At 74.4% G+C, this 19,783-nt stretch carries 21 protein-coding genes and 1 pseudogene; 8 read left to right on the top strand and 14 right to left on the bottom strand.

Going from position 1 to position 19,783, the window contains the following annotated elements:
• The first annotated feature begins 6 nt into the window (after positions 1–6).
• A complete protein-coding gene (locus BN2279_RS17675; RefSeq protein WP_234347977.1) occupies positions 7–1,227 on the top strand; it encodes a GDSL-type esterase/lipase family protein in 1,221 nt (406 codons plus the stop codon).
• Here the strand turns inward: BN2279_RS17675 and BN2279_RS17680 are convergent.
• The 3 genes from BN2279_RS17680 to BN2279_RS17690 form a co-directional block, all read right to left on the bottom strand.
• Positions 1,224–1,985 carry a hypothetical protein gene (locus BN2279_RS17680; RefSeq protein ID WP_059010686.1) on the bottom strand — a complete coding sequence of 254 codons (762 nt, stop codon included), beginning with the start codon at positions 1,983–1,985 and terminating at the stop codon, positions 1,224–1,226. The two genes, BN2279_RS17675 and BN2279_RS17680, sit on opposite strands and share 4 nt — an antisense overlap.
• A 293-nt stretch (positions 1,986–2,278) precedes the next feature.
• Complete coding sequence (locus tag BN2279_RS17685) at positions 2,279–3,103, bottom strand: polysaccharide lyase family protein (RefSeq protein ID WP_059010688.1); 825 nt, start codon at positions 3,101–3,103, stop codon at positions 2,279–2,281.
• 2 nt (positions 3,104–3,105) lie between these two features.
• Complete coding sequence (locus BN2279_RS17690) at positions 3,106–4,665, bottom strand: alkaline phosphatase D family protein (RefSeq protein WP_059010690.1); 1,560 nt, start codon at positions 4,663–4,665, stop codon at positions 3,106–3,108.
• Positions 4,666–4,908: 243 nt separating this feature from the next.
• Between BN2279_RS17690 and BN2279_RS17695 the strand changes: the two genes are divergently transcribed.
• Positions 4,909–5,682: a VOC family protein gene (locus BN2279_RS17695; protein ID WP_059010693.1), complete on the top strand. Its 774-nt coding sequence runs from the start codon at positions 4,909–4,911 to the stop codon at positions 5,680–5,682.
• A 74-nt stretch (positions 5,683–5,756) separates the two neighbouring features.
• The gene (locus BN2279_RS17700) at positions 5,757–5,960 is read left to right on the top strand and encodes a hypothetical protein (protein WP_159037259.1); all 204 of its coding nucleotides are present in this window, start codon (positions 5,757–5,759) and stop codon (positions 5,958–5,960) included.
• A gap of 49 nt (positions 5,961–6,009) precedes the next feature.
• Here the strand turns inward: BN2279_RS17700 and BN2279_RS17705 are convergent, their stop codons facing one another.
• Positions 6,010–6,906: a phosphatidylinositol-specific phospholipase C/glycerophosphodiester phosphodiesterase family protein gene (locus tag BN2279_RS17705; RefSeq protein ID WP_059010697.1), complete on the bottom strand. Its 897-nt coding sequence runs from the start codon at positions 6,904–6,906 to the stop codon at positions 6,010–6,012.
• Positions 6,907–7,289: 383 nt separating this feature from the next.
• On the opposite strand from BN2279_RS17705, the gene BN2279_RS17710 reads away from it, so the two are divergent.
• Positions 7,290–7,766 (top strand): hypothetical protein, encoded by a 477-nt coding sequence (locus BN2279_RS17710; RefSeq protein ID WP_059010699.1) that lies wholly within the window; start codon positions 7,290–7,292, stop codon positions 7,764–7,766.
• A 7-nt stretch (positions 7,767–7,773) separates the two neighbouring features.
• Here BN2279_RS17710 and BN2279_RS17715 read toward each other — a convergent pair whose 3' ends face one another.
• Positions 7,774–8,916, bottom strand: a complete 1,143-nt coding sequence (locus tag BN2279_RS17715) for a MarP family serine protease (RefSeq protein ID WP_059010701.1) — start codon at positions 8,914–8,916, stop codon at positions 7,774–7,776.
• Between the two features lie 127 nt (positions 8,917–9,043).
• The gene (locus BN2279_RS17720) at positions 9,044–9,463 is read right to left on the bottom strand and encodes a DoxX family protein (RefSeq protein ID WP_059010703.1); all 420 of its coding nucleotides are present in this window, start codon (positions 9,461–9,463) and stop codon (positions 9,044–9,046) included.
• A 206-nt stretch (positions 9,464–9,669) separates the two neighbouring features.
• On the opposite strand from BN2279_RS17720, the gene BN2279_RS17725 reads away from it, so the two are divergent.
• Positions 9,670–10,551: a SigB/SigF/SigG family RNA polymerase sigma factor gene (locus BN2279_RS17725; protein WP_059010704.1), complete on the top strand. Its 882-nt coding sequence runs from the start codon at positions 9,670–9,672 to the stop codon at positions 10,549–10,551.
• Positions 10,552–10,568: 17 nt separating this feature from the next.
• Here BN2279_RS17725 and BN2279_RS17730 read toward each other — a convergent pair whose 3' ends face one another.
• From BN2279_RS17730 to BN2279_RS17740, 3 genes are all read right to left on the bottom strand, one after another.
• A complete protein-coding gene (locus tag BN2279_RS17730) occupies positions 10,569–11,051 on the bottom strand; it encodes a cupin domain-containing protein (protein WP_059010706.1) in 483 nt (160 codons plus the stop codon).
• Positions 11,052–11,100: 49 nt separating this feature from the next.
• Positions 11,101–11,559 carry a carboxymuconolactone decarboxylase family protein gene (locus BN2279_RS17735; RefSeq protein WP_059010708.1) on the bottom strand — a complete coding sequence of 153 codons (459 nt, stop codon included), beginning with the start codon at positions 11,557–11,559 and terminating at the stop codon, positions 11,101–11,103.
• 92 nt (positions 11,560–11,651) lie between these two features.
• Positions 11,652–12,137 carry an RrF2 family transcriptional regulator gene (locus BN2279_RS17740; protein ID WP_059010710.1) on the bottom strand — a complete coding sequence of 162 codons (486 nt, stop codon included), beginning with the start codon at positions 12,135–12,137 and terminating at the stop codon, positions 11,652–11,654.
• A 130-nt stretch (positions 12,138–12,267) separates the two neighbouring features.
• Here BN2279_RS17740 and BN2279_RS17745 point away from each other — a divergent pair, with 130 nt between their 5' ends.
• Together BN2279_RS17745 and BN2279_RS17750 are read left to right on the top strand one after the other, a co-directional pair.
• Positions 12,268–13,239, top strand: coding sequence for a zinc-binding dehydrogenase (locus tag BN2279_RS17745; protein WP_059010712.1), 972 nt, complete (start codon positions 12,268–12,270; stop codon positions 13,237–13,239).
• A 92-nt stretch (positions 13,240–13,331) separates the two neighbouring features.
• The gene (locus BN2279_RS17750; RefSeq protein ID WP_059010714.1) at positions 13,332–14,237 is read left to right on the top strand and encodes an NADP-dependent oxidoreductase; all 906 of its coding nucleotides are present in this window, start codon (positions 13,332–13,334) and stop codon (positions 14,235–14,237) included.
• An 18-nt stretch (positions 14,238–14,255) separates the two neighbouring features.
• Here BN2279_RS17750 and BN2279_RS17755 read toward each other — a convergent pair whose 3' ends face one another.
• A complete protein-coding gene (locus BN2279_RS17755; RefSeq protein ID WP_059010716.1) occupies positions 14,256–15,269 on the bottom strand; it encodes a zinc-dependent alcohol dehydrogenase family protein in 1,014 nt (337 codons plus the stop codon).
• A gap of 175 nt (positions 15,270–15,444) precedes the next feature.
• On the opposite strand from BN2279_RS17755, the gene BN2279_RS17760 reads away from it, so the two are divergent.
• Positions 15,445–15,786, top strand: a complete 342-nt coding sequence (locus BN2279_RS17760; protein WP_059010959.1) for an ArsR/SmtB family transcription factor — start codon at positions 15,445–15,447, stop codon at positions 15,784–15,786.
• Between the two features lie 203 nt (positions 15,787–15,989).
• On the opposite strand, the gene lpdA is transcribed toward BN2279_RS17760, so the two are convergent.
• The 4 genes and pseudogenes from lpdA to BN2279_RS17780 form a co-directional block, all read right to left on the bottom strand.
• Positions 15,990–17,399 (bottom strand): dihydrolipoyl dehydrogenase, encoded by a 1,410-nt coding sequence (lpdA, locus tag BN2279_RS17765; protein WP_059010718.1) that lies wholly within the window; start codon positions 17,397–17,399, stop codon positions 15,990–15,992.
• Between the two features lie 82 nt (positions 17,400–17,481).
• Positions 17,482–17,856, bottom strand: a complete 375-nt coding sequence (gene crcB / locus BN2279_RS17770; RefSeq protein ID WP_059010720.1) for a fluoride efflux transporter CrcB — start codon at positions 17,854–17,856, stop codon at positions 17,482–17,484.
• Complete coding sequence (gene crcB / locus BN2279_RS17775; RefSeq protein WP_059010722.1) at positions 17,853–18,326, bottom strand: fluoride efflux transporter CrcB; 474 nt, start codon at positions 18,324–18,326, stop codon at positions 17,853–17,855. The genes crcB (BN2279_RS17770) and crcB (BN2279_RS17775) overlap by 4 nt, the downstream gene beginning before the upstream one ends.
• Before the next feature lie 370 nt (positions 18,327–18,696).
• Positions 18,697–19,689: pseudogene (locus BN2279_RS17780) on the bottom strand (rod shape-determining protein); the annotation flags it as partial.
• Positions 19,690–19,783: the final 94 nt, after the last annotated feature.

The following is a 19,783-nucleotide window of genomic DNA, read 5'->3' on the forward strand; positions in this document are numbered from 1 at the left end:
CCGCCCATGTCACACCAGGTTGAGGCCATGGACCCCGAGCACCCCGAGCACCACTGGATCACCACGCCCGTCACCGCCGCTCTGCTGCGCGGCGCCCTCGACGTGGAGCGGACCGCGCGCGGCGTGCTGCCGCACCGGCTGCCCGGCTGGGCCCGCGCGCAGTGCGCCGACGCGCAACTGGCCATGGCCGAGGCGCAGCCCTCCGGCGTCCGCCTGGTCTTCCGCACCCGGGCGACCGCCGTGGCACTCGACGCCGTACCCACCAAACGGGTCTACGTGGGCGCCCCGCCGCGCCCGGACGGCGTGTACGAGCTGTACGTCGACGGCCGCCCGGCCGGGCGCGGCAGCGTGACCGGCGGCGACACCCTGACCGTCGACATGACCACCGGGACCGCCGAGCACCGGCCCGGCCCGCCGGGCACCCTGCGTTTCACCGGCCTGCCCGGGGTCCCCAAGGACATCGAGATCTGGCTGCCGCACAACGAGTCCACCGAACTCGTCGCCCTGCGCACCGACGCCCCCGTCGAGCCCGCGCCGGACCGGGGCCGCCCGGTATGGCTGCATCACGGCAGCTCGATCAGCCAGGGCTCCGACGCGGCCGGCCCCACCAGCACCTGGCCCGCGTACGCCGCCTCCCTCGGCGGCGTGGAACTGGTCAACCTGGGCCTGGCCGGCGGCGCCCTCCTCGACCCGTTCACCGCCCGCGCGATGCGGGACACGCCCGCCGACCTGATCAGCGTCAAGATCGGCGTCAATCTGGTCAACACCGACCTGATGCGGCTGCGCGCCTTCACCCCCGCCGTCCACGGCTTCCTCGACACGATCCGCGAGGGCCATCCCACCGCGCCGCTGCTGGTCGTCTCACCGATCCTGTGCCCGATCCACGAGGACACGCCGGGCCCCAGCGCCCCGGACCTCACCGCCCTCGCCGAGGGCCGGCTGCGGTTCCGGGCCACGGGCGACCCGGCGGAACGCGCGAGCGGGAAGCTGACCCTGAACGTCGTCCGCGACGAACTGGCCCGGATCGTGGCGCGACGGGCGGTCCGGGACCCGCGTCTGCGGTACCTCGACGGCCGCGACCTCTACGGGGAGGCGGACTTCGCCGAACTGCCGCTGCCCGACCAGCTCCACCCGGACGCCGCCACCCACCGCCGCATGGGCGAACGGTTCGCCGCCCTGGCCTTCACCCCCGGCGGCGTCCTCACCGCCGACGGCACCGGGTCCTAGTCGCCGTACCCCGAGGGCGGGTCCCAGTAGCAGGTGGAGTCCCACTCGACGGAGCAGTCCCCGTTCTGGTCGGGCCACTCCCAGACCGGCTCCTCCGGCTCCTCCTCGGTGGGGTCGGGGTCCGGCGGCGGCGTGGTCCGCCTCGGTTCGGGGTCGGGCTGGGTGTCGCGGTCGGTGTCGGGGTCGGGCGCTTCGGCGGTGTCGGCGGGCTGGTTCGCCCCGGGGTCCTGCGCGGGCTCCTGGCCCCCGGCCGGTGCCTGCTCGCTCTCCTCCGGCTCGCTCTCCTCCTCGGAGGGGGGCTCCTCCCCGCTCGCCGGCGGGGCGCCGGTCTCGGGACCCTGGCTCCAGGGCGGGGACGAGAAGGGGGACTCGGAGGGCGAGTCGATCTCCGCGCCGTTGGCCTCGTCGTTGATCGAGATCGGCATCTCGTCGGCGCGGGCCATCACGATGCCGAGCAGTACGCCGCACAGCAGCCCGATGTACAGGAGCTTGCTCCGGGAGGAGGGACCCTCCGGCTCGTCGTCGTCGCCCTCGCGGGCCGCGGCGGCGGCCTCGGCGGCGCGGTCGGCCTCGATGGCGGCGTCCAGCCCCCACGGGTCGGGCTCGCCGGCGGCGAAGGCCCCCGGCAGGGCGGGGCCGTAGGCGGGGACGGTCGGGAAACCGGGGAACGCCGGCTGTGGCCCGGTCTCCTCGGGCGGCGGTGGCGCGAACGCGCCCCCGGCGGGAAGGGCCGGCTCGTCGGGGGGCGGCAGCACCATCACCTCGGCCGGAAAGTCCGGGACCCCGGAAACCCCGGGCGGCAGAGCCGGTACTCCCGGGAGAGGGGCCGTCTCCTCGGCCGCGCTGGTGGGCGTCTCACCGCAATGCGGGCATATCGCGGCGCCGTTGAGGGCTCCGCGGCAGGCGCTGCACGTGTCCATGGCTCCCGATCCGACTGTTGTTTAACCCCGGGGTAGGGACAGCCTAACGACCAAGTAGGGAAATGTGTCCATAACAATTCGGTCGCCGGGCCGAATGCCCGCCTTCGGCGTGTTCATTCCCGGCGTCCCCGTCATTCCCGCGCGAAGACGCCGATGGCGTCATAAGCGTGCCAGGAGCCTTCCGTTTTCTCCAGCGTCAGCAGATTCTCACCCGCCCGGAACACGTCCGCCGGAAGCGGCAGTTCCACGGACGACGGCACGAGCGGGGTGTTCGGGCGGGTCGCGTCGCCCTCCAGCGAGCCCTTGGTGGCGCCGCCCTCGAAGGTGAGCGTGGTGATCTTCCGGCCGTTGACCGCCAGCACGCCCCGGCCCGGGATCGTGGCGTGCGTGTCCGTCATCCACAGCGCGAACCCGGGGTCGGCCACCGGCGCCGCGTCCAGCTCGAACCGCAGCGTGAACCGGTGCGCGCGGCGGCCCGCCCACTGGTCGGCCGGTCCGGGGTGGAGATACGGCCAGTCCGTCTCCGGACGGCTGACGCCGTCGCGGTAGTCCACCCCCGCCGGGAACGCCGTGAGGTAGCGCGCGTTGCCGTTCGGCGCGAGCGCGAACTCCAGGCCCTTGTGGTCGAACGACCCGACCGCCACGAGCGGTCGCCCGGTCGCGTACGAGGCGACCGTGGTCGCGGACGCCCCGGCCGCCCGCCCGCGCTCGCCCGACGCCAGGACCGTCACCACCCGGTAGTGCCAGGTCACCGCCTCCGGGCCCAGCACGCCGTGTGTGAAGTGCGGGTACACGGTCTTCCCGGCCAGCGCGCCCGGCTCCGTCTCCGGCGCCCGGCCACGCGCCGCGTACACGGCGTAGTGATCGACCGGCGGCTCCCACGGCGCCCGTTCCCAGCGCAGGTCGATCGCCGCGACCCGGCCGGTGGCGCGGAGTTCCCTGACGGTCTGTGCCATGGTCAGCCCACTCTCTCCGGGCCGGGACGCCCGGCCTCCGTGACGAAACGCGCGACGGTCGAGACGGGCGCGCCGGCGTCCGCCTCGACGTACGGCACGGACCGGTAGTCGGCGGTCAGCCCGTCCGGTGTGAGGCGGCACAGGGTGTAGCCCCGGCGCGCGTGGTAGAACCGCACCCACGGGTGCCGGGTCCACTCCGCCGCCTGCTCGTCGGTCTCCGCGCCGTCCCCGTCCGACGCGATGGACGACGTGACCAGCTCGGTCCCGACCACCGGCGAGTCCGGGTCCGCGAAGTCGGCGCGCAGCTCGCCCGCGATCGCCCGGTGCGTGTCCCCGGTCAGCACCACCGGGTTGGCGACGGCCGGGTCGGCGAAGGTGTCGAGCAGCCGCTGCCGCGCGGCGGGGAAGCCGTCCCACTGGTCGACGCGGTCGTCCCCGACGCGCATCACCGCGACCTGCTGCGCCAGCAGGTTCCACCGGGCGCCGGAACGGCGCAGCCCGTCCAGCAGCCAGCGCTCCTGGTCCGGGCCGAGGATGTCCCCGCCGGGCGCGCCCGGGTCCCGGTACTGGCGGGTGTCGAGCACGTGGAACGACGCCAGGTCGCCGACCGTCAGCCGCCGGTGGAGGCGGGCGTCCGGGCCGCCGGCCGGCAGCGCCGCCTCGGGCAGTGGCGTGTTCTCGTACAGCGCGCGGTACGCCACCGCGCGGCGCAGCGCGAAGTCCTCCGGCGGGGTGCCGTACCGGGAGGTGTCGGCGCCGTAGTTGTTCTGCACCTCGTGGTCGTCGGGCGTGACGACGAACGCGGTCGCCGCGTGCGCGGCCTGGAGATCCGGGTCGCTCTTGAACAGGGAGTACCGCACCCGGTACTCCTCCAGCGTCACCGTCTCCCGGTCGTGCCCCGCGCCCGGGTCGGCGCCCCGCCGCCACAGGCGGTCGGCCGTGATGGCGTACTCGTAGATGTAGTCCCCGAGGAAGAACACCATCTCCGGGTCGTCCGCGACGAGATGCCGGTACGCCCCGAACCAGCCCTGGTACCACGCCTGGCAGGACGCCGTGGCGAAGGTGAACGCGCCGGGCGTCGTCCCGCGCGCCGCCGTGGTGCGGACCCGGCCGGCCGGGCTGATGTGGTCCCCGGCCGCGAACCGGTAGAAGTACGGCCGCCCCGGGCGCAGTCCGCGCACCCGCGGGTGCACGGCGTGGGCCAGCTCCGGCGTCGCGCGGGCGCTCCCGCGCCGCACCACGCGCCGGAACCCCTCGTCCTCGGCCACCTCCCACCGCACGTCGAACGGCGCGGGCGGCATCCCGCCGTGCCCGTCGGCCGCCAGCGGCTCGGGCGCCAGCCGGGTCCACAGGACGAACCCGTCCTCGGCCGGGTCGCCGGAGGCGACGCCGAGGCGGAACGGGTAGTCGCCGGGGACGCGTTCGCCCGTGTACCCGGCCTCGGCGGTGCCGGGCGCGCCCACGCCGGACAGCAGGGCCGCCGACGAGACGCCGGCGATCCGCAGGAAGGAACGGCGGCGCGGGCGCGCCGGGGGTATCGGTACGGGGGCGCTTGCGTCCATGGCGTGGTGCTGTCCTCGCTCGTGGGGGGCCGCGGGGGGCTTCGCACGGCACGCTCGCCGAGGCGGGTGACGCGCGCGGGGCCCGGCGGCGACCATCAGGGGTCACCGAGGTGATTTCGCCCGGAAGGGGCACGAGCGGGTGATCCGAAGTGACCCGGACCGGTTCGGGCGCGTTGACCCAGAGGTTCACCGGGCCCGGACGGGCCGCGTGGACGGGCCGCATGAACGGAAGGGGCACTGGTCATGTCCGACTTCCCCGAGGGGACGCCCTGCTGGATCGACGTCACGCTCCCGGACCCGAGGGCGGGGAAACGGTTCTACGGCGCGCTGTTCGGCTGGACCTTCGCGGAGGGCGCGGCGGAGTACGGCGGTTTCTACTCCCCGGCGTTCTCCCGCGGCGAGCCGGTCGGCGCGGTGGTGCCGCAGTTGCCGTGGCAGGACGAACCCCCGGCCTGGACGCTGTACTTCGCGACGTCCGACATCAAGGCCACCGCCGCCAGGGTGCTGGACCACGGCGGGTCGCTGCTGATGGAGCCCATGGAGATCGGCCAGTTCGGCAGCATGCTGCTGGCGCGGGACCCGGGCGACGTGCCGTTCGCGGCGTGGCAGGGCGGGGAGCGGCACGGTTTCCGGGGGCGCGACGGGCACGGGATGTTCCGCTGGGCGGAGATCGTCACCCGCGACGCGGACGCGGCCGACACGTTCTTCTCCGCCGTCTTCCCGTTCGAGGCGCGGCCCGCCCCCGCGTCGCGGGGCACGGACCACGTGCTGTGGCACCTCGGCGGTGTGCCCGTCGCCGGACGCGTGCGGATGCCGCCGGACACACCGGACGACGTGCCGCCGCGCGTCGACGTGCACTTCGCGGTCGGCGACTGCGACGCGGCGGTGGCCGCCGTCCGCCGCCTCGGCGGCCACCTCGTCGCGGGCCCGTCCGACGGCCCGCACGGCCGCCGGGCCACCGTCACCGACCCGCTGGGCGCGGGGTTCGTGGTGGTCGATCCGCGCGGCGGCCGGTGAAATCCGACTCCCGTTCCCCGAGCCGCTCTTACGGGCGGCGCGGGTGCGTGGGCCACCGGGCTAGCGTGGACGGCATGGCTGAGCACCATGTGATCCGCGTCCGGTTCGACGGCGGCCCACGCGACGGCCGTACCGTCGACGTCGTCATCACCGACCGGGTTCCGCTGCCGCTGATGCTGGCGGCCCGGCAGGCGCCGGGGTTGTACCACCTGCGGTCCACCGAGGGCCGCGGCACTCGCTACGCGTGGATCGACGACCTGCCCGCCCGTTCCTCCTAGATCCGTTCCGGCTGGGTCCGTTCCTGCTGGGTCCGCCCGGCCCGCTTCCTCACGCGTCCGCCGTGCGGAGGAACGCCTCAAGGCCCGCGAGGTCGTCGGTGTTGAGGTGATCGACGTCCGCCGCGACCAGTTCCCGCCACACCGCCTCGCGCGCCGCGCCGGGCTGGTCGGGCGTCGCCCAGAACCGCACGCGCTGCCCGCGCGCGTGCGCGGTGGCGGTGACGCGGCGCAGCGTGTCCCGTTCCGCCGCCGGCATCGGGCCGGTGCCCTGCCAGGTGAAGGTGCTGTTCCAGTTGGAGCTGATCAGCGGGATGAACGAGGCGGGCGCGGGCGGGTCCGCGAGCAGGTCGTCCAGCCGGCCGTCGTAGAAGGTGTGGCGTATTCGCTCGGCCGCCATCGGCACCCGGGCGGCGCGGTCGCCGGATATCACGGCGGTGACGGCCCGGGCGTGGGTCCGGCCGCCGGCCGCCTTGCTGAGGACGGAGTGGTACGGGCGCAGCCGGCGGGCGAGTTCGCGGTAGGTGGCGTCGCCGGTGTTCTTGATGTCGATCAGGAGTTGCAGCGACACGTCGTGACCCCGGTACACCCGGCCGCCGTTGGCCCTGATCCGGGCCAGCAGCGGGTCGAGGTACAGCGCCTCCAGGGTGCGGGCCGGGTCGAGCTGCCACGCGTCGTGGGCGACGAGCAACTGGCCGTCCACCAGCCAGATGTCGGCCTCCACGCTGGTGAACCCGTGGGCGAGCGCGTCGTGCAGCGGGCGGTCGTGCTCGTAGTCGTTGTGGGCGTGCGCGCGGCGCAGCGGCGTGACGCCCCCGCGCGGGGCGGCCTGCGCGGCGGAGGTCGGGGCGGAGGGGGCGGCGAGCGCGGGTGTGGCGACGGCGGTCGCGAGCCCGGCGGTGAGGGCGGCGGCGGCCCCGATGGCACGGCGACGGCTGGGGAATGTCACGATTCCTCCCGGGCGGTATGGGTGACGCGAGTGAGTATCCGGGGAGGAAGCGGCCAAGTGGCGGGCGTGGTCGAAAAGTTCTTCGAAGGGTCACCCGGGCTTTCCGCGACGCGGGTCTGGTACGCGGCCTACGGATCGAATATGTGGCCGGACCGGCTCCGCCCCGGGCGCCGCCCCGCGCCTCTTTTCACAACTCCCCTCTGCCCCAGGCGAAGGAAGTGGGGGAGTCTCTGTCTCGGCGCAGCCCGTGCAACACAAAGGAGCAGTTGAGCCCACCACCTAGTACCAGCTGCTCCGTCCCCGCGTCGCCGGCGGCGTCGGGGGGGTATAAGAGACACCCCCCCGGCGGCCGCGACCCGCGCCCGCCCCTGCGGTCCGCGCCCGTGACCCTGCCCGGCGTGCTGTACTTCGCCACCGAGTCGGCCGTGTGGACGGGCGGGCGCGCGTTCCTCGACCCGGCCGCGCCCGGTGTCGCCCACGGGCACGCGTACCTGCTGACCGCCGGGCAGTTCTCCGACATCGCCGCCCAGGAGATGGGCCGCCCGCCGGGCGCCGACCTGGACCTGCGCGAGGTGCTGGGCACCGGGCGCGCCCGGCTCGGCCCCGGGCGGTACGAGACGCTGGTGCTGGCCGGGCGGCGCGACGGGTTCCCGGTGCTGACGTTCACCGCGCCGTGGAGCCGCGCCGACGTCCCCGGCAACGCGCCCTCGGCGGCCTATCTGCGGCACCTGGGCGCGGGCCTGATCGCCGCGCAGGGCTGGAACGCGGCCCGCGCTGCCGCGTACCTCGCGACCCGGCCCGGCGCGGCGGGGCACTGGACGGCGGCCTCGGTCGAAACCCTGCTGCGGGACGGCCCGTGACGGCCGCTCAGCCCGCCTGTTCCGCGTGGCGGCGGATCTGGTCGGCGGTCAGCACGTACCCCGTCTCGGTGTCGGTGACGGAACGGGCGAAGACCATCCCGTACACCTGGCCGTCCGTGGTGAGCAGCGGCCCGCCGGAGTTCCCCGGGCGGACCAGGGAGCGGACGGTGTAGATGTCGCGGGTGACGACGCTGTCGCCGTGGATGTCCTGCCCCCGGGCCGCCGTCCGCCCGGCGACCGTGGCGGCGCGCAGGTCCAGGCCGCCGTCCTCCGGATAACCCGCGACGACCGCCGGGTCGCCGCGCGTGGCGTCGTCCGCGAAGTCGACGGCGGGCGCGTCGAGCCCCGGCACGCGGAGCACCGCCACGTCGGTGTCCGGGTCGAACAGGATGATCTCCGCCTCCAGCCGCCGCCCCACGCCCCCGACCTGCACGGCCGTCACGGTGGCGCCGTCCACGACGTGCGCGTTCGTCATCACGCGCTCCGGCGCGTAGACGAAGCCGCTGCCCTCGTGCCCCGAGAGGCCCGCGCTGGCCGTGACCTTCACCGTGGAACGCTGCGCGGCGGTGACGGCGGCCTGGGTCACGTTGTCGCCGGAGGGGGCCGGGACGTCGGCGGTCGGATCGTTCTCGAACGGGTTGAACACCTGGGGGAACCCGGCGTCCGTCAGCGCGCCCGTCGCCCGGCTGAACCACGTCGGCGCCTGCGCGGGCATCCGGTCCTGGACGCCGCCCAGCACCGCCGAGTCCTGCACCGCCTGGTTCAGCCCGGGGGAGGGGGTGGGGACCAGGGCGCTGGCGACGATCCAGGCGACGAGCAGCGCCGCCGCCGCGTTGAACCCCGAGCCGCCCACACCGTCCACCCAGCGGGCCGGGGCGCGCTTGAGCGTCGCGCGCAGCCGGAGGGCCAGCGGCCAGGTGAGCGCCTGCCCCACGGCGGCCGGGACCAGCACGACGACGAGGGCGACGATGGTCGCCGACGCCGAGCCCGGCGTCATCCGCTCGACCACGAACGGCAGCAGCCACACCCCGAGCGCGGCGCCGCCGACGAACCCGGCCAGGGAGATGACGCCCGCGATCAGGCCGCGCTGGAACCCGGAGACGGCCGCGAGCACGACCGCCACCAGCAGCAGCAAGTCCAGCAGATTCACCGGCGGCGCCCCTCAGTCCCGTTTCATCGCAGAAGGAACGAAGTGTGCCACCCGGCGGGTTCCCGCGCGCCCCCCGGCCCCCCGCCGGTCCGGCGGGGGCGGTGTTCACCGGGTTCACCGGCCCCGGTCAGTCGAAGTCGAACAGCGGTCCGGTCCAGGTCAGTCCCAGTTCGTCGCCGGCGAAGGCGATCAGCGCGAACAGCGCCAGCGCCGCCCCGGCCAGCGCCAAGTCCTTGAGGAAGTGGATCATCTCGTTCTGCCGGGCTCCCGCGTCCGTCTCCTTCCAGAACGGGTGCATCAGCAGCGCGGTCGGCAGCAGGAAGAGCGCCAGCAGCAGGGCGCCGAGGTCGGCCCAGACGCCGAGCAGCACGCTCAGCGCCCCGACCAGCAGCAGCACCCCCGAACCGAGGACCGCCGCCCGCGCGGCGGGCACCCCCTTGGACTGGGCGTAACCGGCCATCGCCTTGCTCTGGGTCAGATGGCCGATCGCCGAATTGAGGAAGACGAGGACGAACAGGACACGTCCGATCAGCACTACGAGATCCATCGCGCCTCCTTGGCGGGGCAGACCTCCACTTTGCTTCCGCACCGGTCGGCGGGCAACCGGAGGGGCTCCGGCGCCCGGCCGCGCGCCCGCCCGTGTTTACCCGTTCCGGGGCCGGGCAAGGGAAGAGAGTGCCCAGGACGAAAAGCGCATAAAGCGTAAAAAGGCACTCTCGCGGAATCCGCCGTCGACGCCTTGGGAGATTCGTCATGAGGACCACCGCGCCGCGCCGGCCGGGCGCCCACCGCAGGCGCCGCCGGCCGCACCCCCACCACGACGCGCCGGACACCCGCCGGCAGTTCGAACGGATCGTCGCCCTGCCGGACGGGCCCGAGCGGGAGCGGCTCTGCCAGGAGGTCGTGCGGGCCTGGCTGCCGATGGCCGACCGGCTCGCGCGGAACTTCCGGGATCGCGGCGAGAGCCAGGAGGACCTGGCCCAGGTCGCCGCCCTGGGCCTGGTCAAGGCCGTGCGGGGGTACGACCCCGGGCGCGGCTGCGCGTTCGAGAGCTATGCCGTGCCCACCATCGTCGGCGAGGTCAAGCGGCACTTCCGGGACCACCTGTGGGGCGTGCACGTGCCGCGCCGCACGCAGGAGCTGCGCAACCGCGTGCGCGCCGCCCGCCACGAGCTGGACTGCCGGGTGGACGACCGGCAGCCGGGCGTGGGCGAGCTGGCGGAGCGCAGCGGACTGACGCCCGAGGAGGTCGAGGACGGGATGGCGGCCCTGGAGAGCTTCCGCCCGCTGTCCCTGGACGCGGAGCTGGCGGGCGCGGGCGACAGCTACACCCTGGCCGACACCCTCGGCGAGCCGGAGCCGGGCTACGAGCAGGTCGTCTACCGGGAGGCGGTCCGCCCCCGGCTCCAGGAGCTTTCCGATCGCGAACAGGAAATCCTCTATCTACGGTTCTTCCGGGAGATGACCCAGAGCGAGATCGCGCGCCGCGTGGGCATCTCGCAGATGCATGTCTCCCGCATCCTCAGCCGGGTCTGCGAGCGCCTGCACGACGAAATCGAGCACGCCGAGCACGCCGGGCGGGCCGAGCGCGCCGGGGGAGCCGGGGAGGGCGACGGGCGGGAGCCCCCGGCCTGACCCCGGCCCCGGGTCGCTCACTCCGCGCCGCGCGCCCGCCGCCAGGCCGGGCTGTCCACGTAGTGGTTGTCGAACCGCTCGGACGTCGCCCTCAGCTCCGCCACCTCGGCCCGGCCCAGGTGCACGCGTTCCAGCAGCCGGTAGTAGTCGAACCGGTCCATGCCCGGCGTGAACACGACGAGCAGATCGGCCTCCTCCCCGGCCGCCGGCGCGAAGGCGTGCGGCAGCCGGGGCGGCACCACCAGCAGATCCCCGGCCCCCAGGGTGACCACCTCCTCGCCGGTCAGGGCCTGGAGGGAGCCGCCGAGGACGAAGAACAGCTCGGTCGCCCGGGTGTGGAAGTGCGGCGGCGCCCCGGGCGATCCGGCCCGCAGGCCGGCCCGGTTGACGGTCACCTCGGGGAGGTCGGCGAGCAGCCCGATCAGACTGCTCGGTCCGTCGGCCACCACCTCGGCGTTCGCCGCGCGGACGACGGTGGGGGTGAGGGGGAAGGCGTTCATGTCGGGCTCCCTGCTGTCGTGGTGGCGAGGTCCGGGGTCGGAGGAGGTGTCAGGAGGCGGGGACGGGGGTGCGGACGGCGACGTTGAGGCGGTTCCACGCGTTGATCACCGCGATCGCCAGCACCAGGGAGGACAGCGCGGCCTCGTCGTAGTGCGCGGCGGCCGCGTCCCAGACGCCCTGGGGGACGCCCTCCGGGCTGTCCGCGACGCGCGTGGTCGCCTCGGCCAGCGCGAGCGCCGCCCGCTCGGCGCCGGTGAAGAACGACGTCTCGCGCCACGCCGCCACCGCGTACAGCCGCCGCTCCGTCTCGCCCGCCTCCCGCGCCTCGCGGGCGTGCATGTCCACGCAGAACGCGCAGCCGTTGATCTGGCTGACGCGCAGCCGCACGAGGTCCAGCGTGCCGCGCGGGACGCCGCTGCCCTCGCCGTTGAGGAACGTCTCGGCGGCGAGCAGCCCCCGGTACCCCTCGGCCACGTGCTTGCGGAGTGCGATCCGTGCCTTGTCCATGACGTCTCTTCCTTCTCTTCTCTCGCTATCCAGGATCTTCGATATCCAGATTTGGGTCGTGCGGTGGGCCAGGCCCGCCGCACGGCTCCCGCTCAGGTGCCGCGCCCGGCGAACCAGCGCCGCGTGCTCGCGGGCGTGTCCGGGTGCCGCTCCTCGACCACCGCCTTGATGTCGGCGAGCGTCTGCCCCGCCAGCTCCCTGCGCCAGGCCAGCTCGGCCCGCCGCATGGACTGGGAGATCACGCACGTCTTCCGGTAGTCCACGTCGTCCCGGCCGCCGGGCCCCCGCCGCAGCACCTCGCCGCAGCGGAACGCCTCGGTCGTGCCCTCGATCGCGGTCACCACGTCGAGCAGCGTGATGTGCTCGGGCGCCCGCGCCAGCCGGAAGCCGCCGCGCGGCCCCGGGGTCGAGGTCACGATGCCCGCCCGCGCCAGCGCCTGAAGCTGCTTGTTCAGATAGGCGGCCGGCAGGTCGTAGAACGCCGCCAGCCGCGCCGCCGTCATCGCCTCGCCCGACTCGACCCAGGTGAGGTTCAGACAACTGTGCAAGGCCCATTCGACGCCTTCGCTCATCCGCATAACCTGGATACTAGACGTCCAGAATAGCGGGCGCAACCCCTCTCCCTTGACTTCAACTCCACTTGAGGTTGAAGCCTTGGTCCGGCAGATCGACGACCCGACCGGGACAGAGCAGAAAGAGGGAGCCGGAATGCGCGAGATCCGAGTGAGGGAGTTCGGCGGATCCGAGGTGCTGGTGCCCGTCGACGCGCCCGACCCCCGGCCGGGGGAGGGACAGGTGGTGATCGGTGTGACCGCCGTGGACACGATCTTCGTGGAGACCCAGATCCGCGGCGGCAAGGCCCGGGACTGGTTCCCCGTCGAGCCGCCGTATGTGCCCGGCGCGGGCGCCGGGGGGCACGTCACCGCCATCGGCCCCGGCGTCGATCCCGCCTGGACCGGCCGGGCCGTCATCACCCGCGCGGCGGTCAACGGCTCCTACGCCGACCAGGTCCTCTCCCCGGCCGACGCGCTCGTCGCCGTCCCCGACGGCCTGGACCTGCGCGAGGCGACCGCGCTCGCGCACGACGGGACGACGACGATGGCGCTGTTCGGCCAGGGCGGCATCCGGGCGGGGGAGTGGGTGCTGATCACGGCGGCGGCCGGCGGCATGGGGCTGCTGCTCGTGCAGCTCGCCCGCGCGGCCGGCGCCCGCGTCATCGGCGCCGCGCGCGGAACGCGCAAGCTGGCCCTGGTCCGGGAGCTGGGCGCGGAGGTCGTGGTCGACTACACCGAGCCCGGCTGGACCGACGAGGTGCGCAAGGCGACGGGCGGCGCCGGGGTGGACGTGCTGTGGGACGGCGCGGGCGGCGCGATCGGCACGGCGGCGTTCGAGGTGGCGGCGGACGGCGCGCGCGTCTCCGCGCACGGCGCGCCCGGCGACGCGTTCGCCCCCCTCGACCCGGCGGACGCCGCCCGACGGAACATCACGCTCACCGGCATCGCCGACCTCCAGCTCACGCCCGAGGAGGCGGTGCGCCGCCTCGCCGAGGCGGTGGAAGCGGCGGCGGCCGGGCGGATGCGCCCGCACATCAGCCGGACGTTCCCCCTGGAACGGGCGGCCGACGCCCACGCGGCGATCGAGAACCGCGAGATCATCGGCAAGGCCCTCCTCCTGGCCTGACCCCGGCCCGCGCCGGACGCCGCCGTACGGGAATCCCGTGATCATCGGCGGCGTTGCGCGGTACGTCAGCAGCACAAGGGGAGGGGCTCATCGTGCGCGCCATACAGATCGATCGCTTCGGCACACCGGACGTCCTCGACGTCGCCGAGGTCCAGCCACCCGAACCGGGGGCCGGGGACGTGCTGATCCGGACCGTCGCGACCAGCATCAATCCGGTCGACGACAAGACGCGGGCGGGGGCCATCGGCGAGGGAACGCCGCCGCTGCCGATGACGCTCGGCTGGGACCTGGCGGGCATCGTGGTGGACGGGGGCGACAGCGGGCTGCGCGTCGGCGAACGTGTCATCGCCCTGTCCCACCAGCTCAGCACCGGCCGCGGCACCTGGTCCGACCTGGTCGCGCTTCCGGCGCGGACCGTGGCCGCCGCGCCGAGGGCGGTCAGCCTGGTCGAGGCGGCCACCCTGCCGCTGCCCGGACTCACGGCCCTCCAGACGCTGGACTGGCTCGCGGTGTCCGCCGGGGAGCGGCTGCTGATCGCCGGCGCCGCGGGCGCGGTCGGTGGCCTGGCGCTCCAGATCGCCCGGGCCCGGGGCGTCGAAGTCGACGCCCTGGTCTCCCGGGACGCGCAGGCCGGATTCGCCCGTGACCACGGCGCCGGCTTCGTCACCACGGACCCCGGCGCGCTGCGAGGCCGGGGCTACGACGCGGTGTTCGACACCTTCGGGGCCTTTGTGACCGAGGCGGTGGCCGACGGCGGCCGGTACGCGTCGATCGCCACCCAGGCCGGCCCGGTCCCCGACCTGTCCGCACGCGGTGTGCGCGGCACCGTCCACCAGGTGCGCGAGGACGGCGCGGGACTGCGCGAACTCACGGGGCTGGTCGACCGGGGCTCCCTGCGACCGCGGGTGCACGCCACCTTCGGCCTGCACGAGATCCGGGCCGCCCACGAGCGCTTCCGCCGGGGCGGCCTGGCGGGAAAGATCACCGTGACGTTCTGAGCCACGCGCCCCGGCGGCTCACGACGCGGCGTCGTCCGAGGGCGCGACGGTGACGACTATCTTGCCGACCTGGCCGCCGGCTTCGAGGTGGCGGTGGGCGTCGGCGATGGCGTCGAAGGGGAAGGCGCGGTCGATGACGGGCGTGAGGTGGCCCGCGACGAGGCCCTCGCGGACGAAGTCGACGGCCTTCCGGAGGCGGGTGTCATCGGTGGTGATCTCGAAGAGCGTGAAGCCGCGGAGGGTGAGGCCCTTGAAGAGGACCGCGCCGGTGTCCAGGGGTGTGGGGGCGGGGTCCAGGAGGCCGTAGAGGACGATCGTGGCCCCTGGGGCGGCGGCGGTGACGAGGTCCGCCAGGGCGGGGCCGCCGACCGGGTCGAAGACCAGCTCGGCGCCCTTGCCGCCGGTCAGTTCCCGCACCCGGGCGACGACGTCCTCCTCGGCGGTGGCGATGACGGCGTCGGCCCCGGCCTCCAGGAGCTGCCGGCGCTTGGCGCCGGTACGGGTCAGGGCGACGGCGCGGGCGCCGACCATGCGCGCGATCTGGATGGCGGCGAGTCCGACGCTGCTGGAGGCGGCGGGGATGAGGACGGTCTCGCCTTCCTTGAGGCGGGCGAAGTCGATCAGGCCGCCGTAGGCGGTGATGTACATCATCCACACCGAGGCGGCTTCCTCGAAGGACAGATGCTCGGGGTGGGCGACGACCGCCCGCGCGGGGACCAGGACGTGCTCACCGTGCACCGGGTACTCGGTCATCGGGAAAGCGGGGACGACGCTGACCGCGTCGCCCGGCGCGAGACCGGTGACGTTGTCGCCGACCGCCTCCACCTCACCGGCGGCCTCGTAGCCGATGCCGGAGGGGAAGACCGGGTCGATGCCGTACTGGCCCCGCCGGAACATCGACTCGGCCCGGTTCAGCCCGAGGGCCCGGGTGCGGAGGAGGACCTCGTCCGGCGCGGGGGCGGGAACGGGAACGTCTTCCAGTGACAGGACTTCGGGGCCACCGGTCCGGTGGAAGCGGACAACGCGATTCATCGTGCACCTCTCCAGGGGCGAACGCACGGACACGCGGGGCTGCCCCCCGCGCTCTCCACTAGAGCGCTTATGACGATGGCTGTCAAACTTTGATGCTCATCGACCTTTGAGCGTGACCGGCGTATCGTGGGGGAGACCTGCCGATCGTCCAGCAGCCCCGAAGGAGGTGGCCCCGGTGTCCCGTCCCGACGCGCGGATCCCCGAACATCCGGAACCGCACGAGATCACCCTCCAGGCGGTTCTGGAGGCGCTCGTCGATCCGGTGCGCCGGAGCATCGCCGCCCAGCTCCACCGCGCCGGGGAGGACATCAGTTGCGGCAAGTTCGACCTGCCCGTGGCCCGCTCGACCGCGACCCACCACTTCGGCGTCCTGCGCGAGGCCGGCGTCATCCGCCAGTACTACGTGGGCACCTCGCGGATGAACACGCTGCGCGCCGACGACCTCAACAGCCGTTTCCCCGGCCTCCTCGACGCCTGCCTCCAGGCGGAGACCACCACCCCGGACCCGGAACCCTGACGGCGGGCGGCCTCGCCGCGCGGCCGCTGACGCGGTGCGACGCGGCTCCGGGCGAACTCCGGGGAATCCACCGACTGCCCCCGGGCCGTCCCCGGGCCGTGCGACGACGGCCCGGGGCGACCGGCGACGACCGACGACGACCACGACGGCCCGCCTCCGCGCCGGTCGGAAGCGGGCCGCCGTGAGGTGGCGTCAGGCGGTGGTCACATGTTGATCATATGGCCGGCCAGGCCGTGGATCGCTTCCTTCACCGCTTCGCCCAGCGTCGGGTGGGCGTGGACGTTGCGGGCCACCTCGTGGACCGTCAGGTCCCACTGCTGGGCCAGCGTCAGCTCCGGCAGCAGTTCCGTCACCTCGGGGCCGATCAGGTGGGCGCCGAGGAGTTCGCCGTGGCGGTCGTCGCTGATCACCTTCACGAAGCCCGACGGCTGGCCCAGGCCGTGGGCCTTGCCGTTCGCCGTGAAGGGGAACTTGGCGACCTTCACCTCGAAGCCGCGCTCCCGCGCCTGCTGCTCCGTCAGGCCGAAGCTCGCGATCTGCGGCTGGCAGTACGTGGCGCGCGGGATCATCACGTAGTCCAGCTCCATGGTCTCCGCGCCGCCGATCGTCTCGGCCGCCACGACGCCCATCGACTCGGCCGCGTGCGCCAGCATCAGCTTCGCCGTCACGTCGCCGATCGCGAAGATGTGCGGGACGCTGGTGCGGCACCGGCCGTCCACCGCGATGGCGTTGCGCTCGGTGAGCTGGACGCCGGTGTTCTCCAGGCCGTAGCCGGTCACCCGGGGCGCGAAGCCGATGGCCTGCATCACCTTGTCGGCCTCCAGCACCCGCTGCTGGCCCTTGCCGTCGGTCACCGTCACCCGGACCGGCGCGGACGGGTCGGAGTCGTCGATCCCGTCCACCCGGGTGGAGGTGAGGACCTCGATGCCCAGCTTCCGGTACTGCCGCGCCAGCTCCTTGGACACATCGGTGTCCTCCAGCGGCACCATCCGGTCCAGGAACTCGACGATGGTGACCTTCACGCCGTAGTTGTGCAGCACGTACGCGAACTCGACGCCGATCGCCCCGGCCCCCGCGATGATGATGCTGCCGGGGAGCGCGTCGGTCATGATCTGCTCCTCGTACGTCACCACGCGGTCGCTGAGCGAGGTGCCGGGGAGCAGGCGGGTGGAGGCACCGGCCGCGATGACGCAGTGGTCGAACGTGACCGTCTCGGTCCCGCCGGCCGTCAGCGCGACCTGGAGGGTGTGCGGGTCGGTGAACGTGCCGCGGCCGTCGTACTCGGTGATGCCGTTCTTCTTCATCAGGTAGTGCACGCCGTTGACGCGGCCCTCGGCCACCTTCCGGCTGCGCGCGAACGCCGCGCCGTAGTCGAAGCCGACCTCCCCCTCGACGCGGATGCCGAACGTCTCGCGCTCATGCGTGAACAGGTGAGCCAGCTCGGCGTTGCGCAGCAGCGCCTTGGAGGGGATGCACCCCACGTTCAGGCACACACCGCCCCAGTACTTCTCCTCGACGACCGCGGTCCGCAGGCCGAGCTGGCCGGCCCGGACGGCCGCGGTGTAGCCTCCCGGGCCCGCGCCCAGGACGACGACGTCGTAGTGCGTGCTCATGAACTCTCACGCCTTCTTTCCCGATGACAGACATTTCGCCTTGCGGCTCCCATGACATCACGCGCGGCGCCCGCCCGGGTCGTCAGCCCCACACGGTCCCGGCCAGCGCGACCCCGGCGTACGTCGCGGCCAGCCCGGCGGCGACACCGCCCAGCGCGTTGGCGGCGGCCAGCCGCCGGGCACCGGACTCGGCCAGCCGCAGCGTCTCCCACGAGAACGTGGAGTAGGTGGTCAGCGCCCCGCACAGGCCGGTCCCCAGGAACAGCCGCACCCCGTCCGGCGCGGCGTCCGCCACCACCGCGCCCGTCAGGACACCGGCCAGCGCGCAGCCGGTCACGTTCACGGTGAACATGCCCCACGGGAACGCGGTGCCGCGCCGCGCGCCGACGGCCCGGTCGGTGAGGTACCGGGCCACCGCGCCCACCATGCCGCCCGTGAACACCAGCAGCCAGTTCACCGGCGGATCACCCCGGGCGGCCGGGCCGACAGGCGCCGTGTCGCCGTGGCGGCGAGCCATACCGCCGACAGCGCCGCCGCCAGGGTCGCGGCGGCGTAGGCCAGGGCGGGGGCCGGGCGGCCCGCGGACAGCAGCCGTTCGGTCTCCTGCGCGCAGGTGGAGAACGTGGTGAACCCGCCCAGCACGCCCGTGCCGAGGAACGGACGCGTCAGCGGGTGCGCCGGGCGGCGGCCCTCGGTGAGGGTCACCAGCAGGACGCCGATCAGCGCGCAGCCGGAGACGTTCACGGCGAACGTGGTCCACGGGAACGCGTGCGCGGGCACCGGCCACACCCGCAGGGCGGCGTACCGGGCGGCGCTGCCGAGGCCGCCGCCCAGGGCCACGGCCGCCAGCACCGGTACGGCGGCATGGCCGTGCCCCGGCAGCGGGCGACGCGTCCGGGGCACGGGTGCGGGATCGGGCACGCTCATGGCCGGGCATCGTACGCGCCCGGCCGGGAGCGCGGTCGGGGCGTCAGGACCTGGCGGCCTCCGGCGCCGCGAACTCCCCGGACGATCCGGCCCCCGGCCCGGCCACGATCCCGGAGTCCGCGCCGGCGCCGAGACCCGCGCCGAGGTCGGCGCCGAGATTCGCGCCGAGGTCCGTGGCACCGACGCCCGTGAACGGGTCGTCGTACAGGCCCGGCATCGGCTCGGGCGGCGGCGCCTGCGCCGCCGCCGCGGCGGCCCGGCGTCCCCGGCCGGGCCGGAACGACGCCTTCCCCGCCGCCCGGCCGGACCCACGGCCCGTGCCACGGCCCGGCGTCCTGCCCGAGGGGCGCCCGGCGGGCCTGGCCGGCTGCCGGACCTTCCCCTCCAGCATCGCGCCCAGCCCCTGCACGGCGCACAGGCCCGGCTGGTCCGCGATGGCCACGGGCATCCCGGTGTTGTCCCGGACGGTGCCGACCAGTCCGGGCAGCTCGGCCGCGCCGCCGGTCAGCATGACGCCCCGGTCGGCGAGGTCGGCGACCAGATCGGGCGGGCAGCGGTGCAGCACGCCGCGGATCGCGTCGAGCAGCGCCGTGAACGGCGGCAGCACGGCGGCCCGCAGGCTCTCGGGGTCCACCTTCACGGTCCGGGCCAGACCGGTGGCGACGTCCCGGCCGTTGACCTCGGTGACCTCCGGCAGCTCCCCGGCCAGCGCGGCGTGCAGGGGGCGGACGGCCTGGCTGGGCAGCACCAGCTCGTGGTGGTTGCGCAGGTGCTGGACGAGGGCCCGGTCGAACGACTCGCCGCCCAACTGCACCTTGTCGGCGGCGACGATCTCGCCGAGGGAGAGCACCGCGACCTGGGTGGTCGCGGCGCCGACCTGCACGATCAGCGTGGCCTCCGGCTCGTCCACCGGCAGGCCCGAGCCGACGCCCGCACAGATCAGGCTGTCCACCAGCTCCACCCGGCGGGCGCCGAGCCCGACCAGGGTCTCCAGGGACGCCCGCCGCGCCAGCGGATCGGCGTCGTGCGGGATGCAGACGGCGGCGCGCAGCAGCGGCTTGAAGCGCCACATGCGGCGGAGCTTGGTGCCGACCATGGCGCGCAGCATGCGCTGGGCCATCTCGATGTCGACGACCGTGCCGCCGTTGATGGGTCTGATGACGCGGATGTTGGCCGGCGTCCGCCCGGCCATCCGCTCCGCCGGGGCGCCACAGGCGATCAGGGCGCCCGTCGAGATGTTCACGGCCACGACGGACGGCTCGTCGACGATCAGGCCGTGCTGCTTGACATAGACGCGGGTACGGGCTGCGCCGAGGTCTACGGCGACGGTGCAGCGGCGAAGATGATCAAGGCTGAGGGTCATACTGATCATGTTGTGTGCCCGCACCCCGGGACGCCCGCCGGAGTGCGCCGAGCGGGGGAGTGTCCGACGCACTGTCACCCGACGGGCCGTCAGC

Source organism: Streptomyces specialis (assembly GCF_001493375.1).
GTDB classification, from domain to species: Bacteria; Actinomycetota; Actinomycetes; order Streptomycetales; family Streptomycetaceae; genus Streptomyces; species Streptomyces specialis.

Coding starts and splice junctions, on each gene's coding strand:
- BN2279_RS17700 (WP_159037259.1), top strand. CDS start 5,757: ATGGCTGAGCACCATGTGATCCGCGTCCGGTTCGACGGCGGCCCACGC.
- BN2279_RS17680 (WP_059010686.1), bottom strand. CDS start 1,985: ATGGTGCTGCCGCCCCCCGACGAGCCGGCCCTTCCCGCCGGGGGCGCG.
- BN2279_RS17725 (WP_059010704.1), top strand. CDS start 9,670: ATGAGGACCACCGCGCCGCGCCGGCCGGGCGCCCACCGCAGGCGCCGC.
- BN2279_RS17685 (WP_059010688.1), bottom strand. CDS start 3,103: ATGGCACAGACCGTCAGGGAACTCCGCGCCACCGGCCGGGTCGCGGCG.
- BN2279_RS17720 (WP_059010703.1), bottom strand. CDS start 9,463: ATGGATCTCGTAGTGCTGATCGGACGTGTCCTGTTCGTCCTCGTCTTC.
- crcB (WP_059010722.1), bottom strand. CDS start 18,326: ATGAGCGTGCCCGATCCCGCACCCGTGCCCCGGACGCGTCGCCCGCTG.
- BN2279_RS17730 (WP_059010706.1), bottom strand. CDS start 11,051: ATGAACGCCTTCCCCCTCACCCCCACCGTCGTCCGCGCGGCGAACGCC.
- BN2279_RS17740 (WP_059010710.1), bottom strand. CDS start 12,137: ATGCGGATGAGCGAAGGCGTCGAATGGGCCTTGCACAGTTGTCTGAAC.
- BN2279_RS17755 (WP_059010716.1), bottom strand. CDS start 15,269: ATGAATCGCGTTGTCCGCTTCCACCGGACCGGTGGCCCCGAAGTCCTG.
- BN2279_RS17745 (WP_059010712.1), top strand. CDS start 12,268: ATGCGCGAGATCCGAGTGAGGGAGTTCGGCGGATCCGAGGTGCTGGTG.
- BN2279_RS17690 (WP_059010690.1), bottom strand. CDS start 4,665: ATGGACGCAAGCGCCCCCGTACCGATACCCCCGGCGCGCCCGCGCCGC.
- BN2279_RS17695 (WP_059010693.1), top strand. CDS start 4,909: ATGTCCGACTTCCCCGAGGGGACGCCCTGCTGGATCGACGTCACGCTC.
- BN2279_RS17735 (WP_059010708.1), bottom strand. CDS start 11,559: ATGGACAAGGCACGGATCGCACTCCGCAAGCACGTGGCCGAGGGGTAC.
- BN2279_RS17675 (WP_234347977.1), top strand. CDS start 7: ATGTCACACCAGGTTGAGGCCATGGACCCCGAGCACCCCGAGCACCAC.
- lpdA (WP_059010718.1), bottom strand. CDS start 17,399: ATGAGCACGCACTACGACGTCGTCGTCCTGGGCGCGGGCCCGGGAGGC.